Annotated in this window: 15 protein-coding genes; 7 read left to right on the forward strand and 8 right to left on the reverse strand. The window is 69.8% G+C overall.

Going from position 1 to position 17,787, the window contains the following annotated elements; genetic code table 11:
* The first annotated feature begins 125 nt into the window (after nt 1-125).
* Nucleotides 126-1,100 (forward strand): COX15/CtaA family protein, encoded by a 975-nt coding sequence (locus BR70_RS20125; protein ID WP_051596734.1) that lies wholly within the window; start codon nt 126-128, stop codon nt 1,098-1,100.
* Between the two features lie 364 nt (nt 1,101-1,464).
* Here BR70_RS20125 and BR70_RS0108230 read toward each other — a convergent pair whose 3' ends face one another.
* The gene (locus BR70_RS0108230) at nt 1,465-2,391 is read right to left on the reverse strand and encodes a heme o synthase (protein WP_027465679.1); all 927 of its coding nucleotides are present in this window, start codon (nt 2,389-2,391) and stop codon (nt 1,465-1,467) included.
* 424 nt (nt 2,392-2,815) lie between these two features.
* Between BR70_RS0108230 and tkt the strand changes: the two genes are divergently transcribed.
* The 6 genes from tkt (at nt 2,816) to pgl (ending at nt 11,131) form a co-directional block, all read left to right on the forward strand.
* Nucleotides 2,816-4,909 (forward strand): transketolase, encoded by a 2,094-nt coding sequence (gene tkt / locus BR70_RS0108235; RefSeq protein WP_027465680.1) that lies wholly within the window; start codon nt 2,816-2,818, stop codon nt 4,907-4,909.
* A gap of 138 nt (nt 4,910-5,047) precedes the next feature.
* A complete protein-coding gene (tal, locus tag BR70_RS0108240; protein WP_027465681.1) occupies nt 5,048-6,160 on the forward strand; it encodes a transaldolase in 1,113 nt (370 codons plus the stop codon).
* Entirely contained in the window at nt 6,160-7,758 is a 1,599-nt protein-coding gene (locus tag BR70_RS0108245) for a glucose-6-phosphate isomerase (protein ID WP_027465682.1), read from the forward strand. Before tal ends, BR70_RS0108245 begins: the two co-directional genes overlap by 1 nt.
* A gap of 22 nt (nt 7,759-7,780) precedes the next feature.
* Complete coding sequence (gene zwf, locus BR70_RS0108250; protein WP_027465683.1) at nt 7,781-9,319, forward strand: glucose-6-phosphate dehydrogenase; 1,539 nt, start codon at nt 7,781-7,783, stop codon at nt 9,317-9,319.
* On the forward strand, nt 9,316-10,260 hold the full coding sequence (locus BR70_RS0108255) for a glucose-6-phosphate dehydrogenase assembly protein OpcA (protein WP_027465684.1): 945 nt from the start codon (nt 9,316-9,318) through the stop codon (nt 10,258-10,260). The genes zwf and BR70_RS0108255 overlap by 4 nt, the downstream gene beginning before the upstream one ends.
* Before the next feature lie 100 nt (nt 10,261-10,360).
* The gene (gene pgl / locus BR70_RS0108260; protein ID WP_027465685.1) at nt 10,361-11,131 is read left to right on the forward strand and encodes a 6-phosphogluconolactonase; all 771 of its coding nucleotides are present in this window, start codon (nt 10,361-10,363) and stop codon (nt 11,129-11,131) included.
* Between the two features lie 623 nt (nt 11,132-11,754).
* On the opposite strand, the gene BR70_RS0108265 is transcribed toward pgl, so the two are convergent.
* The 7 genes from BR70_RS0108265 to rapZ all read right to left on the reverse strand — a co-directional run bounded on the left by BR70_RS0108265 (nt 11,755) and on the right by rapZ (nt 17,763).
* Complete coding sequence (locus BR70_RS0108265; protein WP_027465686.1) at nt 11,755-12,123, reverse strand: RNA polymerase-binding protein RbpA; 369 nt, start codon at nt 12,121-12,123, stop codon at nt 11,755-11,757.
* A 3-nt stretch (nt 12,124-12,126) separates the two neighbouring features.
* Nucleotides 12,127-12,378 carry a preprotein translocase subunit SecG gene (gene secG, locus BR70_RS0108270; RefSeq protein ID WP_017887256.1) on the reverse strand — a complete coding sequence of 84 codons (252 nt, stop codon included), beginning with the start codon at nt 12,376-12,378 and terminating at the stop codon, nt 12,127-12,129.
* Nucleotides 12,379-12,489: 111 nt separating this feature from the next.
* A complete protein-coding gene (tpiA, locus tag BR70_RS0108275) occupies nt 12,490-13,269 on the reverse strand; it encodes a triose-phosphate isomerase (RefSeq protein ID WP_027465687.1) in 780 nt (259 codons plus the stop codon).
* A gap of 43 nt (nt 13,270-13,312) precedes the next feature.
* Nucleotides 13,313-14,530: a phosphoglycerate kinase gene (locus BR70_RS0108280; protein ID WP_027465688.1), complete on the reverse strand. Its 1,218-nt coding sequence runs from the start codon at nt 14,528-14,530 to the stop codon at nt 13,313-13,315.
* A gap of 3 nt (nt 14,531-14,533) precedes the next feature.
* Nucleotides 14,534-15,538, reverse strand: coding sequence for a type I glyceraldehyde-3-phosphate dehydrogenase (gene gap / locus BR70_RS0108285; protein WP_027465689.1), 1,005 nt, complete (start codon nt 15,536-15,538; stop codon nt 14,534-14,536).
* A 269-nt stretch (nt 15,539-15,807) separates the two neighbouring features.
* Nucleotides 15,808-16,788 (reverse strand): DNA-binding protein WhiA, encoded by a 981-nt coding sequence (gene whiA / locus BR70_RS0108290; RefSeq protein ID WP_027465690.1) that lies wholly within the window; start codon nt 16,786-16,788, stop codon nt 15,808-15,810.
* A 75-nt stretch (nt 16,789-16,863) separates the two neighbouring features.
* Nucleotides 16,864-17,763, reverse strand: a complete 900-nt coding sequence (gene rapZ / locus BR70_RS0108295; protein ID WP_027465691.1) for an RNase adapter RapZ — start codon at nt 17,761-17,763, stop codon at nt 16,864-16,866.
* Nucleotides 17,764-17,787: the final 24 nt, after the last annotated feature.

The raw sequence follows: 17,787 nt of genomic DNA on the forward strand, positions 1-17,787 counted from the left end.
CGCAGTCCGTGGAGTGATCGGCGATCTCGGCCCATTCGGAGCCGGCGCCTGCCTAGACTTGACTGCTGCTGAACCCTCGAATCCTACAGGTTCACCGCACGGAACAACAGGAAGGCACCACCCTCGTGACACGCGTCGGATCCCCCGTCGAGCAGGATCTCCGGACCGGACGGTGGTGGTCGCTCCCCCGCGTGGTCGACCGTCGCGTGGTCGCACTGGCCTGGGCGTCCTTCGTGGTCGAGGTCGTGCTGATCGGCACCGGAGGCCTGGTGCGCCTCACCGCCTCGGGCCTCGGATGCCCCACCTGGCCCAAGTGCACGGCGGATTCGCTCGTCTCCACGCCGGAGATGGGCATCCACGGCATCATCGAGTTCGGCAACCGTCTGCTCACCTTCGTGCTCGTGATCGTGGCCGTCGCGATGTTCCTCGCGGTCGTCCGGATGCTCCGCACGCGCCCCGAACTCTTCTGGCTGGCGTTCGCTCAGGGCGTCGCGATCCCCGTGCAGGCCGTCATCGGCGGCATGAGCGTCTGGACGAACCTGAACCCCTTCGTGGTCGGGCTGCACTTCGTCGTCTCCGCCGCCCTCACCTCGGTGACCGCCGCGCTGGTCTACCGCACCACGCACGGTCCGCGCACCGCCCAGCGGCTCGTCCCCGGCTGGTACACGGGTGTCGTCCGCGGCACCGTCGCCGCCGTCGTCGTGACCGTCCTCGTCGGCATCCTGACCACCGGCAGCGGCCCGCACGCCGGAGCCGACGCCGCCGTCGACGGTGGCCGCCTGCACCGCACCGGGTTCGACCCCGCGGTCATGGAGCACGTGCACGCCTGGCCCGCGTACGCCCTCTTCGCCCTGACCCTGGTGCTCGTCATCGGAGCCGTCCGCCTGGGCCGACCGAGCAAGTGGCCGCTGCTGCTGCTCGTCGTCGAGTTCCTGCAGATCGCCGTCGGCCTCACGCAGGCACGCACGGGTCTGCCCGTCGGGCTCGTCGGCACGCACATGGTGCTCGCCGGGCTGCTCGTCGGTGCGGTGACCGCCGTGGTGCTGTCGACGCGGGCCTCGGCCGGCCGAGACGCCGTCCGGGAACCCATCGACGCCTGACGCCCGGGCGCGTCGCGCGCTCGACACCCGTTCTCCGACACCCCACGAGTCGTTCGACTCGTGGGGTGTCGCGTTCGTGGTGGGTCTGGACGGGAGGGCGCCGCGGTCCGCGCCACGCGTCCGCCCCGCGGCCGACACCGGCGAGACCGGACGGGAGGCCCGTGGCGGGCACGCACCGTGCCTCCAGTCCGCCCCGTGCCCGATGCAGGACGCCGGTGCCCTGCCGATACACCGCGGAACGCGCGAGACGCCCCCGGATTCGGCGGCGTCTCGGCGGGTGGGCGGCGTCGTACCCACACGACGGCGTCAACAGGCCACGACGGCGTCGTGCCGACCGAGCGCGCGCGAGCGCCCGCTCGACCGCCTAGAAGGTGAAGACCTGCGGCAGCAGCGGGTCGATGCCCACGGCGATGAAGAGCAGCGTCAGGTACGTGATCGAGCTGTGGAAGACCCGCATCGGCTGCACGTGCTCGACGTGCTGGATGGCCCGCGAGTACAGGCGGTGCGACTCGAGGACGAACCAGATGCCGCCGGCCAGCGCGACGACCGTGTAGAGCGGCCCCATGTGCCCGACCGGGATGAGCAGGAGCGAGCAGACGAGCGTCGCCCAGGCGTACAGCACGACCTGCAGGCCGACGACGGTGCGGCCGCGGACCACGGCGAGCATCGGCACGTCCGCCGCGTCGTAGTCGTCGCGGTACTTCATCGACAGCGGCCAGTAGTGCGGCGGCGTCCAGAGGAAGATCACCATGAACAGGATGACCGGGGTCCAGGTCAGCGACCCGGTGACGCCCGCCCAGCCGATGAGCACGGGCATGCAGCCGGCCGAGCCGCCCCAGACGATGTTCTGCGGGGTGCGGCGCTTGAGCCACAGCGTGTAGACGAACACGTAGATGAGGATCGCGATGACGCTCAGCGCCGCCGCGAGCCAGTTCACCAGGAACCCGAGCACCGCGGTCGACAGGATGCCGAGCACCCACGAGAACACGAGGGCCTCGCGGTCGGACAGTTCACCGGTGACGAGCGGGCGGGTGCTGGTCCGCTTCATCAGCCGGTCGATGTCACGGTCGATGTAGCAGTTGAAGGCCGACGCCGAACCGGCCGACATCGCTCCGCCGAGCATCGTCCAGAAGACGAGCCACAGGTCGGGGACGCCACGTTCGGCGAGGAACATCGTCGGCGCCGTGGTGACGAGCAGCAGCTCCATCACGCGCGGCTTCGTCAACGAGACGTACGCACGGACCTTGCGGGACAGCGGCGATCGGGGTCGATCGGTGTCGGGCCGGGTCACGGTGGCAGTCGGCAAGAGAACCTCAGTCTGTTCGCATCAGCTCGCACACTCGGTGGACGACTGCGACGGCGTCCGGGCATGCGCTGACCCGGAATGTCCACGGGTCCCGACCAGTTTACGGGATGGAAGCGCCGCGACGGTGCCCCGCTCCGACATCCCGGCGTGATCCGGACGCGCTCGACACGCCCGGATCGACCGTCGGCGGCCACCCCGGTGTGAACATCGGGGGTCACCTGAACCCCTTCTGAGTACCGGGTCACTATGCTGGACACGCCCTCCCGCAGTGCGCGCCCCGATGACGTCGGCCGCGATGAGCCGGTCGGCCGCCGCTAGACGGCGACACGACTCGGCCCCGGGATGGCCACATGTCCGTGCGATGGCACGAGCCCTCGCACATGTCGCATCAAGAAGGGTCAACATCCAAGTGGCTGAATTCACCTGGGACGCCATCGACCGGAAGGCCGTCGACACGGCCCGCGTTCTCGCCGCAGACTCGGTCGAGGCCGCCGGCAACGGTCACCCCGGCACCGCGATGAGCCTCGCTCCGCTCGCCCACCTGCTCTTCCAGAAGGTGATGCGTCGCGACCCGAGCGACTCCACCTGGATCGGCCGCGACCGCTTCATCCTCTCCGCCGGTCACGCCTCGATCCTCCAGTACGTGCAGTTCTACCTGCACGGCTACGGGCTCGAGATCGACGACCTGCAGCACCTGCGCAAGTGGGGCTCGAAGACCCCGGGTCACCCGGAGTACGGCCACACCGACGGTGTCGAGATCACCACGGGCCCGCTCGGCCAGGGCCTCGCGTCCTCGGTCGGCTTCGCCTACGCCCAGCGCTTCGAGCGCGGCCTGTTCGACCCGGAGACCCCGGCCGGCCAGTCGCCGTTCGACCACTACACCTACGTGATCGCCGGCGACGGCGACATGCAGGAGGGCGTGACGAACGAGTCCGGCTCGCTCGCCGGCCGTCAGCAGCTCGGCAACCTCATCGCGTTCTACGACTCGAACCAGATCTCGATCGAGGACAACACCGACATCGCGTTCTCCGAGAGCGTCGCCGACCGCTACGAGGCGCTCGGCTGGCACGTCCAGATCGTCGACTGGAAGAAGACCGGCGAGTACTCCGAGGACGTCGAGGAGCTCCACGCCGCGATCGAGGCCGCCAAGCAGGTCACCGACAAGCCGTCGCTCATCGTCCTCAAGACGATCATCGGCTGGCCGTCGCCGACCAAGCAGAACTCGGGCAAGATCCACGGTTCGGCGCTCGGCGCCGACGAGATCAAGGGCCTCAAGGAGGTCCTCGGCTTCGACACCGACAAGACCTTCGAGGTCGCCCCCGAGGTCCTCGAGTACACCCGCGGCGCCGTCGCCAAGGGCCAGGCCGAGCACGCCGAGTGGCGGAAGTCCTTCGACGCGTGGGCCGCGGCCAACGCCGACAAGAAGGCGCTGTTCGACCGCGTCCAGTCGAAGGAGCTCCCGGAGGGCCTCGAAGCAGCGCTCCCGGTCTTCCCGACCGACAAGGCCGTCTCGACCCGTGCCGCCTCCGGCAAGGTCATCAACGCCATCGCGCCGCTGATGCCCGAGTTCTGGGGCGGTTCCGCCGACCTCGCCGAGTCGAACCTCACCACGATCGAGGGCGCCAAGTCCTTCGGTCCGGCCGAGGCCTCGACGTCGACGTGGAGCACCGACCCGTACGGCCGCGTGCTGCACTTCGGCATCCGCGAGCACGCCATGGGCTCGATCCTCAACGGCATCGTCCTGCACGGGAACACCCGCCCCTTCGGTGGCACGTTCCTCATCTTCAGCGACTACATGCGTCCGGCGGTCCGTCTCGCCGCGCTCATGCAGGCGCCGGCGATCTACGTCTGGACCCACGACTCCATCGCCCTCGGCGAGGACGGCCCGACGCACCAGCCGATCGAGCAGGTCTCCTCGCTCCGTGCGATCCCCGGTCTCGACGTCGTCCGCCCGGCCGACGCCAACGAGGTCGCGTACGCGTGGCTCGAGATGCTCAAGCACACCGACCGCCCGGCCGGCATCGCGCTGAGCCGTCAGAACCTCCCCGTGTTCGAGCGTGGCGAGGGTGACGCCTCCGGTGAGGTCTTCGCCTCGGCGAAGAACGTCGCCAAGGGTGCGTACATCCTGGCCGAGGCGCCCAACGGAACCCCGGACGTCATCCTCATCGCGACCGGTTCCGAGGTCCAGATCGCGGTCGAGGCACGCGAGCAGCTGAAGGCCGAGGGCATCAACGCCCGCGTCGTGAGCGCCCCGTCGATCGAGTGGTTCCGCGCCCAGTCCGAGAACTACCAGGACCAGGTGCTCCCGAAGGACGTCACCGCTCGCGTGTCGGTCGAGGCCGGCATCGCCATGAGCTGGCGCGACATCGTCGGCGACAAGGGCCGCAGCGTCTCGATCGAGCACTTCGGTGCCTCGGCCGACTACCAGACGCTCTTCAAGGAGTTCGGCTTCACGACGGAGCACGTCGTGGCCGCCGCGAAGGAATCGATCGCAGCTTCCTGACCTGCAAGGGCCGGGTCCGGTTTCCGGATCCGGCCCTTCTTCCGGGAGGCCCGGCTCGGTTCCGCCACGGGCCTCCCGTCCCCGAAACCCCGACTCACGGTCCTCACGGACCCGTCGATGAAAGAAGAAGAGAAACACATGGCTGAGAACACCCCCACCGCCGCCCTCTCCGCGGTCGGCGTGAGCATCTGGCTCGACGACCTCTCCCGCGAGCTCCTCGAGACCGGCAAGCTCACCGAGCTCATCGAGCAGAAGAACGTCGTCGGTGTGACGACCAACCCGACGATCTTCGCGTCGGCCCTCGCCAAGGGCGAGCGCTACGACTCGCAGGTCAAGGAGCTCGCCGCTGCGGGCACCGACGTCACCGACGCGATCTTCGAGATCACCACGCAGGACGTCGCGAACGCCTCCGACGTCTTCAAGCCGATCTACGACGAGACCAAGGGCTTCGACGGCCGCGTCTCGATCGAGGTCGAGCCGGGCCTCGCGCACGACACCGCCAAGACCATCGAGCAGGCCAAGTTCCTGTTCGAGAAGGTCGGCAAGGAGAACGTCCTCATCAAGATCCCGGCGACGCTCGAGGGTCTCGAGGCGATCACCGAGGTCATCGGCGCCGGCATCTCCGTCAACGTCACCCTGATCTTCTCGCTCGAGCGCTACCGCGCCGTCATCGACGCCTACCTCGGTGGGCTCGAGAAGGCCAAGGCCGCCGGCCACGACCTCTCCAAGATCCACTCGGTCGCGTCCTTCTTCGTGTCGCGCGTCGACTCCGAGATCGACAAGCGCCTGGACGCCGTCGGCACCGACGAGGCCAAGGCCCTCAAGTCGAAGGCCGGCATCGCCAACGCGCAGCTCGCGTACCAGGTCTGGACCGAGGCGTTCGCCTCCGAGCGTGCCCTCGGCCTGCTCGAGTCCGGTGCCAACACGCAGCGTCCGCTCTGGGCCTCGACCGGTGTCAAGGACCCGTCGCTCCCCGACACGCTCTACGTGACCGAGCTCGCCGCCCCGAACACCGTCAACACGATGCCGGGCAAGACGCTCGACGCCACGTTCGACCACGGTGAGATCCACGGCGACGCCATCGCCGGCACGTTCGACCAGGCGCAGCAGGTCCTCGACCAGCTCGCCGCACAGGGCGTCGACTACGACGAGGTCGTCGCACTGCTCGAGAAGGAGGGCGTGGACAAGTTCATCGTCTCCTGGGGCGAGCTCGTCGACACCGTCAAGGCAGCGCTCGAGGGCGCCAAGTAGTGACGGTTTCCATCGCAGCCAGCGGCGACGCCGCGCGGGCCATCGAACAGGTGGTCCCGCGGCTCGTCGCTGACCTGGTGGCCTCGGGCATCACAGCCCAGGACGCCGATCTGTGGGGAACCGTCGCCGAGGCCGAGGCGTCGAAGCGCCTCGGCTGGGTGGAGGCCGTCTCGGTCTCCCGCCCGCTCGTCGCCGAGGTCACCGCGCTGCGCGAGTCGCTCCGTGCCGAAGGGGTCGACCACGTCGTCCTCGCCGGCATGGGCGGCTCGTCCCTCGCACCCGAGGTCATCACGCGCACCGCCGGCGTGCCCCTCACGGTCCTCGACTCGACCGACCCCGCACAGGTCCGCGCGGCCGTGACGACCGACCTCGAGCGCACGGTGCTCGTGGTCTCGTCGAAGTCCGGCTCGACCCTCGAGACCGATTCGCAGCGTCGTGTGTACGAGCAGGCCTTCCGCGACGCCGGCATCGACCCCGCCCGCCGCATCGTCGTCGTCACCGACCCGGGCTCCGCGCTCGAGGCCGCTGCGATCGACGCCGGGTACCGCGTCTTCACCGCCGACCCCACGGTCGGCGGGCGCTACTCCGCGCTCACCGCCTTCGGCCTCGTGCCGTCCGGGCTCGCGGGAGCGGACATCGCCGAGCTCCTCGACGAGGCCGACGCGATCTCCGCGCTGCTCTCGGTCGACCTGGACGAGAACCCCGGGCTCGTGCTCGGTGCGGTCCTCGCCGGCACCGAGCCGCTGCGCGACAAGATCGCCATCGTGCCCGACGGCACGCACATCGTCGGTTTCGGCGACTGGGTCGAACAGCTGATCGCGGAGTCGACCGGCAAGGACGGCCGTGGCCTGCTGCCCGTCGTGCTGCACACTGACTCCCCCGAGGTCACCGCCGGCCTGCCCGACGTCCAGGTCATCCGCTTGGTCGGTTCGCGCGAGGACGAGCGTCACGTGGCCGACGGCGAGGTCGAGATCACCGGCACGCTCGGTGGCCAGATCCTCGTCTGGGAGTACGCCGTCGCGGTCGCCGGTCGCCTGCTCGGCATCAACCCGTTCGACCAGCCCGACGTCGAGGCCGCCAAGGTCGCGACCCGCGCGCTGCTCGACGACCGCCCCGCTCCGGCCGAGCCGGCGTTCTCCGAGGACGGCATCGCCGTCCGCGCGACGCCCGGACTCGTGGTCGGTGCGACGCTCTCGGAAGCCGTGTCGGGCCTCCTGTCCGCACTCGACCCGACCGGCTACGTGTCGGTGCAGGCGTACGTCGACCGCACCACGAACAGCGGCCTCGAGTCGCTGCGCGACGCCATCGCGGCGCGCACGGAGCGCCCTGTCACCTTCGGGTACGGTCCGCGGTTCCTGCACTCGACCGGCCAGTACCACAAGGGCGGCCCCGCCACGGGAGTGTTCCTGCAGATCGTGGCCGACGAAACAGACGACCTGGCGATCCCGGGTCGGCCGTTCACGTTCGGGCAGCTCCTCCGGGCCCAGGCTGCCGGCGACGCGAGTGTCCTCGCCGAGCACGGCCGGCCGGTCCTCACCCTCACCACGTCGGACGTCCACGCCGCCACCGCGGCGATCGCGTCCGCCGTCTCCCACTGACTCGTAAGGAGTTCACCGACTCATGTCACCGGTGGCAATCACCCCGGAGCACAACCCGCTCCGGCTGCCGACGGATCGTCGACTGAACCGGATCGCGGGACCGAGCACGCTCATCATCTTCGGCGTGACGGGCGACCTGTCACGCAAGAAGCTGATGCCCGCGGTCTACGACCTGGCCAACCGGGGGCTCCTGCCCCCGGGGTTCGCGCTCGTCGGGTTCGCTCGTCGCGACTGGGAGGACCAAGACTTCTCCCAGCTCGTGCACGACGCCGTCAAGGAACACTCCCGCACCCCGTTCGACGAGGACGTCTGGCGTCAGCTCGAACAGGGCATCCGCTTCGTGCAGGGCTCGTTCGACGACCCCGAGGCGTTCCGCGAGCTCAAGCGCACCGTCGACGACCTCGACGCCGAGCGCGGGACGCTGGGCAACCACGCGTTCTACCTGTCGATCCCGCCGAAGATGTTCCCGGTCGTCACCGAGCAGCTGAAGCTGTCCGGGCTGACCGAGAAGCGCGAGGGCTCCTGGAGCCGCGTCGTCGTCGAGAAGCCGTTCGGCTCCGACCTCCGCACCGCGCGCGAGCTCAACGCGATCGTCGAGAGCGTCTTCGCACCCGACGACGTGTTCCGCATCGACCACTACCTCGGCAAGGAGACCGTCCAGAACCTCCTGACGCTCCGGTTCGCGAACCAGATGTACGAACCCATCTGGAACTCGAACTACGTCGACCACGTGCAGATCACGATGGCCGAGGACATCGGCGTCGCCGGACGTGCCGCGTACTACGACGGCATCGGTGCGGCGCGCGACGTCATCCAGAACCACCTGCTGCAGCTCCTCGCGCTCACCGCGATGGAGGAGCCCGTCTCGTTCAAGGCCGCCGACCTGCGTGCCGAGAAGGAGAAGGTGCTCTCCGCCGTGCGCCTGCCCGAGGACCTGTCGACCGCCACCGCCCGCGGGCAGTACGACGGCGGCTGGCAGGGCGGCGAGAAGGTACTCGGCTTCCTCGAAGAGGCCGGGATGAACCCCGAGTCCGGCACCGAGACCTACGCGGCGATCAAGCTCGACATCGCCACGCGCCGCTGGCAGGGCGTGCCGTTCTACCTGCGCGCCGGCAAGCGTCTCGGTCGTCGTGTGACCGAGATCGCGATCGTGTTCAAGCGCGTCCCCGAGGACGTCTACGGCAACACGCAGTCCCCGCTCGGTCAGAACGCGCTCGTGATCCGTGTCCAGCCGGACGAGGGCGTCACGCTCCGCTTCGGCTCGAAGGTCCCCGGCGTCGGCACCCAGGTGCGCGACGTGACGATGGACTTCGGCTACGGCCACGCGTTCACCGAAGCATCCCCCGAGGCGTACGAGCGACTCATCCTCGACGTGCTCCTCGGTGACCCGCCGCTGTTCCCGCGGCACCAGGAGGTCGAGCTGTCCTGGAAGATCCTCGACCCCATCGAGGAGTTCTGGGCCACGCAGGGCCAGCCCGAGCAGTACCGTCCCGGCACGTGGGGCCCGGCATCCGCCGACGCCCTGCTCGCCCGCGACGGTCGGACCTGGAGGCGTCCGTGAAGATCGACATGCCCGACACCACGGTGTCGAAGATCCAGAAGAAGCTCGTCCGCATCCGCGAAGAGGGCGGCGCCGTCGCCCTCGGCCGCGTGCTGACCCTCATCATCTCGACGGCCCTCGGCCACGAGGAAGAGGCGATCGAGGCGGCGAACGAGGCGTCCCGCGAGCACCCGATGCGCGTGATCATCGTCTCGAAGAACAGCGGTGACACGAAGTCCCCCGGCCGCCTCGACGCGCAGATCCGCGTCGGCAGCGACGCGGGCGCGAGCGAGGTCATCGTCCTCCGTGCGTACGGCGAGACCGCGACCGACGAGGAGAGCCTGGTCACCGGCCTCCTGCTGCCGGACGCACCCGTCGTGGCCTGGTGGCCGCAGACCGCTCCCGAGCAGCCCGCGGCGTCGGCCCTCGGCCGCATCGCGCAGCGACGGATCACCGACGCGGCCGCGCAGAAGGACCCGAACGGCGCGATCGAGGCGCTCGGTGCGTCCTACGTGCCGGGTGACACCGACTTCGCGTGGACCCGGCTGACCCTGTGGCGGAACCAGCTCGCCGCGGCGCTCGACCAGCCGCCGTACGAGCCGATCACCGCGGTCGAGGTCTCCGGAGCGTCCGACAGCCCGTCGACGATCCTCCTCGCCGCATGGCTCCAGCTGCAGCTGCAGGTACCGGTGTCCGTCGTCACGTCGCCGCGCGCGACCGGGTCGAGCGGCATCCACGGTGTGAAGCTCGTGCGCGAGTCCGGCACCATCGAGCTCGAGCGGTCCCTGGTGGACGTCGCCACGCTCTCGATGCCCGGGCAGCCGACGCACGACCTGTCGCTGCCACGCCGCAACCTGCGCGACTGCCTGGCCGAGGAACTCCGTAGACTCGACCCGGACGTCCTCTTCGGAGACGTCGTCAAGCACGGGGTGCCCCAGCTGCGCGAGACCATCGCCCGCTGATCAACACCCCACACGGTCGGGCCGCCTGTCTGGTGCAGGCGGCCCGACCGGACCGAAGGCGGTCGGACGACCGGTCGGCCGCCACGAACACGGGAGTCACGTGACCAACGAACGGCGGGTGCTCGTGCACCCGGACAAGCAGGCCCTCGGCGCTTCGGTCGCCGCACGCTTCATCACCAAGATCATCGACGTGCTCGACGAGCAGGAGCGTGCCGACATCGCGATCAGCGGTGGCTCGGTGTCCTCCCTGGTCCTCGCCGCGATCGGCCAGTCGCCGGCGCGTGAGAGCGTCGACTGGTCGAAGGTGCACGTCTGGTGGGTCGACGAGCGCTGGGTTCCGGCAGACGACGCCGACCGCAACACGATCGGCACGCAGACCGACTTCTTCGACCACGTCGACATCCCCGCGTCGAACATCCACCCGATGCCGGCGTCGGACGGCGGGCTCGACATCGAGGCCGCTGCGACCCAGTACGAGCGCGAGCTGCAGGACGCCGCGCCCGAGGGTGCCGTCGCTCCGCGCTTCGACATCACGCTGCTCGGCGTCGGTCCCGACGGACACACCGCCTCGCTCTTCCCGGAGTTCCCGCAGCTCACCGTCACCGACCGTGCCGTCGTGTCGGTCGACGACTCCCCCAAGCCGCCGCCGCAGCGTCTGACCGTCACCTTCCCGGTGATCAACGCCTCGCAGCGCGTCTGGGTGATCCTCTCCGGTGCCGAGAAGGCCTCGGTCCTCGGGCTGGCGCTCGCGGGTGCGTCGATCGAAGACGTCCCCGTCGGTGGCGTGCAGGGTCGCAAGCGCACGGTCTTCTTCGTGGATCAGGACGCCGCGCGCGACGTCCCCGAGAACCTGATCGCGTCGACGTACTAGACGCGAGTTCCTGACGGACGGGAGGCCCGGTGCCAGCTGGTACCGGGCCTCCCGTCCGTCTGTGGTCGCGCCCACTGCCGGCGCCGAGCGGTCGCGACACCCCGGCTGCGTGACGCCGAGTGGTCGCGAACTGTCGGCCGCAGGCGCCCCAGGCGACAGTTGGTGACCACTCGGCGCACCACACACGGCGTGTCGTGACCACTCGGCAAACCAGCACTCCGAGCGGCACTCCTGCGCCGGGCGGTCGCGACACCCCGCCAGCGCGACGCCGAGTGGTCGCGAACTGTCCGCCGCGGACGCCCCAGGCGACAGAACGTGCCACCACGGCGCACCGCACGCAGCGTGTCGTGACCACTCGGCGAACCGGCACTCCGCGCGGCACTCCTGCGCCGGGACCCCGGCGCCGAACGGCCGCGACACCCGGCGGCACGACGCCGAGTGGTCACCAACTGTCGGCGGCGGACGCCCCGGGCGACAGAACGCGCCACCACGGCGCACCGTACGCGGCGTGTCGTGACCGCTCGGCGAACCAGGCAACCTCGAGCAGAGCGCTGCCGGCATTCCCCCGGACGCACGAAGGCCCCCGCACCATGGGTGCAGGGGCCTTCGTCAGCGTGTGTGCGCTAGGCCTTCTTCGCCGCGGTGCCGCGACGCTCCCGGAGCTGCTGGAGCGCGTCCTCGAGGAGCTGCGCTGCCTCTTCCTCGGTGCGGCGTTCCTTCACGTACGCGAGGTGGGTCTTGTAGGGCTCCGTCTTGGAGACCACGGGAGGGTTCTCCTTGTCGCGCCCGGCCGGCAGACCGCTCGACGGCGAGTCCACCGTCTCGGGGATCTCCTCGTCGGGCAGGTTCGCGGCGAAGTACCGCACGACCTCGTTGCCCAGGGCGTCCCAGTACGAGATCGCCACGCGCTCGGCCTGGACCCCGCGGTCCTGTTCGCCCATCGGGCCCGCACCGACGCGAGACCCTCGGATTGCACTGCCTCCGCTTGCCATGGATCAGACCCCCGCCGTGAACTTGTTGATGAGACCGAGCACGATGATGGAGACGATCCAGACCAGACCGAGGATCACCGTGATGCGGTTGAGGTTGCGCTCGGCCACGCCGGACGCACCGAGGTTGCTCGTGACCCCACCGCCGAACATGTCGGAGAGGCCACCACCGCGGCCCTTGTGCAGCAGGATGAGGAGCGTGAGCAGGAGGCTCGTGATTGCGAGCAGGACCTGCAGCACGACGGAGAGTATCGCCACGACGTACCTTTCGTGTCAGTCAGCCGTACCAGTGTACCGGCCGCGCGGAGCACGGCCGGTACCTGGACGGGAGTGGTGCGGACGACTGCCCGCGACGAGGTCGCCTGTGGACTACAGCCCGACGTGCTGACGGAACCGCGCGATGGACGCGAACTCCTGCACGTCGAGCGAAGCGCCACCGACGAGCGCGCCGTCGATGTCGGGTTCGCGGAGGAAGCCCGCGATGTTGCCCGACTTGACCGAGCCGCCGTAGAGCACCCGGGTGTCGGCAGCAGCCTGGTCGCCCCAGGCCGCGGCGATGCCACGACGGATGGCCGCACACTCGTCCTGCGCCTGCTCGGCCGTGGCCGCCTGGCCGGAGCCGATGGCCCAGACGGGCTCGTAGGCCACGACGATGTCGGCGGGCTTCACCGCGTCGAGCACGACGCGGAGCTGCTCGACCGGCACGACGCCGGCGCCGCGCTCCTCGCGCTGCTCGCCGGTCTCGCCGACGCACACGACGGGGACGAGACCGTGCTTGACGGCCGCTGCGGTCTTCGCTGCGACGACCTCGTCGGTCTCACCGTGCAGCGTGCGCCGCTCGGAGTGGCCGACGATGACGTACTGGGCGTCGAGTGCCGCGAGGAACGCACCGGAGACGTCACCGGTGTAGGCGCCGGAGTCGAACTGCGACAGGTCCTGCGCACCGAAGTGGATCGGCAGCTTGTCGGCCGAGATGAGCGTCTGCACGCTCCGCAGGTCGGTGAACGGCGGGAACACCGCGACCTCGACGTCGTCGAAGTCGTGCCGGGCGTCCTTGAGCGTCCACGCGAGCTTCTGCACGGTGGCGATGGCCTGGAGATGATCGAGGTTCATCTTCCAGTTGCCCGCGATCAGGGGGACGCGGTTCATGCTGCGTCTCCCAACGCGCGACGGGCGATAAGTGGCGTCCGGGTCATGCGGTCCACCCCAGTGCTTCGAGACCGGGCAGCGACTTGCCCTCGAGGAACTCGAGGCTCGCACCGCCACCGGTCGAGATGTGGCCGAACTGTTCGTCCGAGAAGCCGAGCGACCGCACGGCGGCAGCGGAGTCGCCACCACCGACGACACCGAGGCCGTCGACCTCGGTCAGCGCCTGCGCGACGATCTTCGTGCCGGCGGCGAAGGCCGGGAACTCGAACACGCCCATCGGGCCGTTCCAGAACACGGTCTTCGATCCCGAGACGGCCGAGGCGAACCGCGCTGCGGTCTCCGGGCCGATGTCGAGGCCGATGCCGTCCGTGCCGAACGACGAGGACTCGATGGCGTCGGCCGCCACCGTCTCGTGGTCGGCGTCGGCCGCGAAGCCGGAGGCCACCACGACGTCGGTCGGCAGGTCGATGGTGACACCGAGCTCCTTCGCCCGCGAGAGGTACTCGCGGACGACGTCGAGCTGGTCGGCCTCGAGCAGCGACTTCGCGACCCCGTGGCCCTGGGCCGCGAGGAACGTGAAGAGCATGCCGCCACCGATGCAGAGGGTGTCGACCTTCGGCAGGATGTGGTCGATGACTCCGAGCTTGTCGCTGACCTTCGAGCCGCCGAGCACCACCGTGTAGGGGCGCTCCGGGTCCTTGGTCAGTCGCTCGAGCACGCGGAGCTCGGTCTCGATCAGCGAACCGGCTGCACTGGGCAGTGCGGACGCGAGCTCGTACACCGAGGCCTGCTTGCGGTGCACGACACCGAAGCCGTCGGAGACGAAGGCGTCACCGAGGGCGGCGATGCGGTCCGCGAAGGCACCGCGCGTGGCGGCGTCCTTCGAGGTCTCCTCCGGGTTGAAGCGGAGGTTCTCGAGCAGCAGGACGTCGCCGTCCTCGAGGGCCTCGGCCGCGGCGGTCGCTTCGTCGCCGACGGTCTCGCCGACGAACGTGACCTCTTTGCCGAGCAGCTCGGAGAGCCGCTGGGCCACCGGTGCGAGCGAGAACTCGGGCTTGGGCTCCCCGTCGGGGCGGCCCAGGTGCGAGATCACGATGACGCGTGCGCCGGCGTTGACGAGGGTGTTCAGCGTGGTCAGCGACGCGCGGACGCGGCCGTCGTCCGTGATGGTGCCGTCCTTGAGCGGGACGTTCAGGTCACAACGGACGACGACGCGCTTGCCGGCGAGGTCGCCGAGGTCCTCGAGGGTGCGGAGGGCCATGTGTTACAGACGCTCGCCGACGTACTCGGTGAGGTCGACGAGGCGGTTCGAGTAGCCCCACTCGTTGTCGTACCACGAGGTGATCTTCACGAGGCCGCCGATGACCTTGGTCAGGCCGGAGTCGTAGATCGAGGAGTGCGGGTCCGTGGTGATGTCGGTCGACACCAGCGGGTCCTCGCTGTAGAGCAGGATGCCCTTGAGGGGGCCCTCTGCGGCCTCCTTGTAGGCGGCGTTGATCTCGTCGACGGTCACCTCGGACTTGGTCTCGAGGGTGAGGTCGGTGATCGACCCGGTGGGGACCGGGACGCGCAGCGCGAAGCCGTCCAGCTTGCCGGCGAGCTCGGGGAGCACGAGGCCGATGGCCTTCGCAGCACCGGTCGAGGTCGGCACGATGTTCAGCGCCGCGGCACGGGCACGACGGGGGTCCTTGTGCGGGCCGTCCTGCAGGTTCTGGTCGGCGGTGTAGGCGTGCACCGTCGTCATGAGGCCACGCTCGATGCCGAACTTGTCGTGGAACACCTTGGCGAGCGGCGCGAGGCTGTTCGTGGTGCAGGACGCGTTCGAGATGATGTGGTGGTTCGCGGGGTCGTACTGACCCTCGTTCACGCCGAGCACGATGGTGACGTCGTCACCCGAGGCCGGAGCGGAGATGATGACCTTCTTGGCACCGGCGTCGATGTGCTTCTGCGCATCGGCGGCCTTGGTGAAGAAACCGGTCGACTCGATGACGATGTCGACGCCCAGCTCGCCCCAGGGGAGGTTGGCGGGGTCGCGCTCGGCGAGGACCTTGATGGCCTTGCCGTCGACGACGATGTTGTCGCCGTCGAGCTCGACGGTCGCGGGGAGCTTGCCCGTGATGGAGTCGAACTTCAGCAGGTTGGCGAGCGACGCGTTGTCGGTGAGGTCGTTCACCGCCACGATCTCGAGGTCGGAGCCCTTCGCGAGGGCGGCCCGGAAGAAGTTACGGCCGATGCGGCCGAAGCCGTTGATACCGATCTTGACGGTCAATGGATCTCCTGGTGAGTGTGGAGCGCCCAGGGGGCGCTGCTTTCGGGAGTCGCGCACCCTGGCGGGCCCGCGTGTGGTGGACGATACGCCCCGTAACGTCGCCGTAACGACCCTAGCAGTCGGACACTGCGTGCCCGAGCGGGATGACGGTCCGTCCGGACGGTTGCCGACCAGGCCGGGAACGGGTCCGAGAACGGGCCGGGAAACGGACGGGAGGCGCGGTGCCAGCTGGCACCGCGCCTCCCGTCCGCGGGGTCGACAGACCGCTCTCAGGCCCCTTCGAGCTCCTCGGGAACGCTCGCTTCGGTGCCCGGGATGCCGAGGTCGGAAGCCCGCTTGTCGGCCATCGCCAGCAGGCGACGGATGCGACCGGCGATGGCGTCCTTGGTCATGGGCGGGTCCGCGTGCTGGCCGAGCTCGTCGAGCGAGGCGTCACGGTGCTGCAGCCGCAGGGTGCCGGCGTACTGCAGGTGGTCTGGGACCTCGTCGCCGAGGATCTCGAGCGCACGCTCGACCCGGGCGCAGGCGGCCACGGCGGCCTGCGCGGAACGGCGGAGGTTCGCGTCGTCGAAGTTGACCAGGCGGTTCGCGGTCGCCCGGACCTCGCGACGCTGGCGCATCTCCTCCCAGTCGGCAGTGGTGCGCGCGGCACCCATGACGGTCAGCATCTGACCGATGGCCTCGCCGTCGCGGATGACGACGCGGTGCACCCCGCGGACCTCGCGGCCCTTCGCGGCGACCCCGAGACGCGACGCGGCACCGACGAGGGCCATCGCGGCCTCGTTGCCGGGGCAGGTGACCTCGAGCGCTGCGGCCCGACCCGGGTCGGTCAGGGTGCCGGAGGCCAGGAAGGCACCGCGCCAGATGGCGGCGAGGTCTTCGCGGTTGCCCGTGGTGAGGCGGTTCGGGAGCCCGCGCACGGGGCGGCGACGGGCGTCCATCAGGCCGGTCTGGCGGGCGAGGGTCTCCCCCGCCTCGAGCACGCGCACCAGGTAGCGGGTGCCACGGCGGGCGGACGCGGACGACCCCACCGACGCCTCGCTGCGCACGCCGTAGAGCTCGGCGAGGTCCTTGCGGACCCGGTGCACGATGATCCGGGTGTCGAGCTCGACCTCGACCGCGATGCGGCCCGAGATGACGTGCAGACCACCTGCGAACCGGAGGATCGTGGCCAGTTCGGCGGCGCGGACCGTGTTGCGGTTCACGGCGACCCTGGCCAGTTCGTCCTTGACCTCGGCAGTCAACGGCACAGCATCATTCCTAACGTTCGTTCAGTGGTTCCCGCAGATCCGGCGGCACGGGCGTGGGAGCGGCCGGAGGGACGGTCACTCCCGGCCGAGATCTCGGTTCTTCACACGCACGGCGACGCCTGGCATCCCGCGGAGGAGGTTCGCCAACTCGGCGACGATGGCGACCGAGCGGTGCTTCCCGCCGGTACAGCCGATGGCGATCGTAGCGTGTCTTTTGTTCTCGCGCTGGTACCCCTCGAACACCGGCTCGAGGACGGAGGCGTAGCGATCGACGAACGGACGGGCTCCGGCCTGGGCCAGGACGTAGTCCGAGACCGGCTGGTCGAGCCCGGTGTGGGGCCGCAGTTCCGGCACCCAGTAGGGGTTCGGGAGGAACCGCACGTCGGCCACCATGTCGGCATCGGCGGGCAGTCCGTACTTGAACCCGAAGCTCATCAGCGTGACCTGGACACCCACGAAGTGCTCGTCGGCGAAGTGCTCGATCACGGTGTTCGCGAGCTGGTGGATGTTGAGGTCGGAGGTGTCGATCACCACGTCGGACGCCTCGCGGAGGCCGGCGAGACGCGCCCGTTCGCGGGCGATGCCGTCGAGCAGGGTGTCCTCGCCCTGGAGCGGGTGGGGTCGACGGACCTGCTCGAAGCGCCGGACCAGCACGGCGTCGGTGGCCTCGAGGAACAGCACCCGGACCCGCGCGGACGTGCTCGAGCGGACCTGCTCGACCGCGTGCTCGGGGTCGGTGAAGAACCGCCCGCCTCGGACGTCGACCACCGTGGCGATCTTCGGGATCTTCTCCCCCGCGCGGTCGGCCAGCTCGGTCAGCGGGGCCAGCATCTGCGTGGGCAGGTTGTCGACGACGTACCAGCCCAGGTCTTCGAGGGCCTTGCCGACGGTGGACCGCCCGGCACCGGACATGCCGGTGACGATGAGGATGTCGTGCTGCGACGCGTGGGTGGTCGCGGTGGCGCTGTCGGTCATCTGGGAGTGGGCTCCGTCGTGGCG

The sequence above is a fragment of the Curtobacterium sp. UNCCL17 genome, assembly GCF_000686685.1.
Lineage (GTDB): Bacteria > Actinomycetota > Actinomycetes > Actinomycetales > Microbacteriaceae > Curtobacterium > Curtobacterium flaccumfaciens.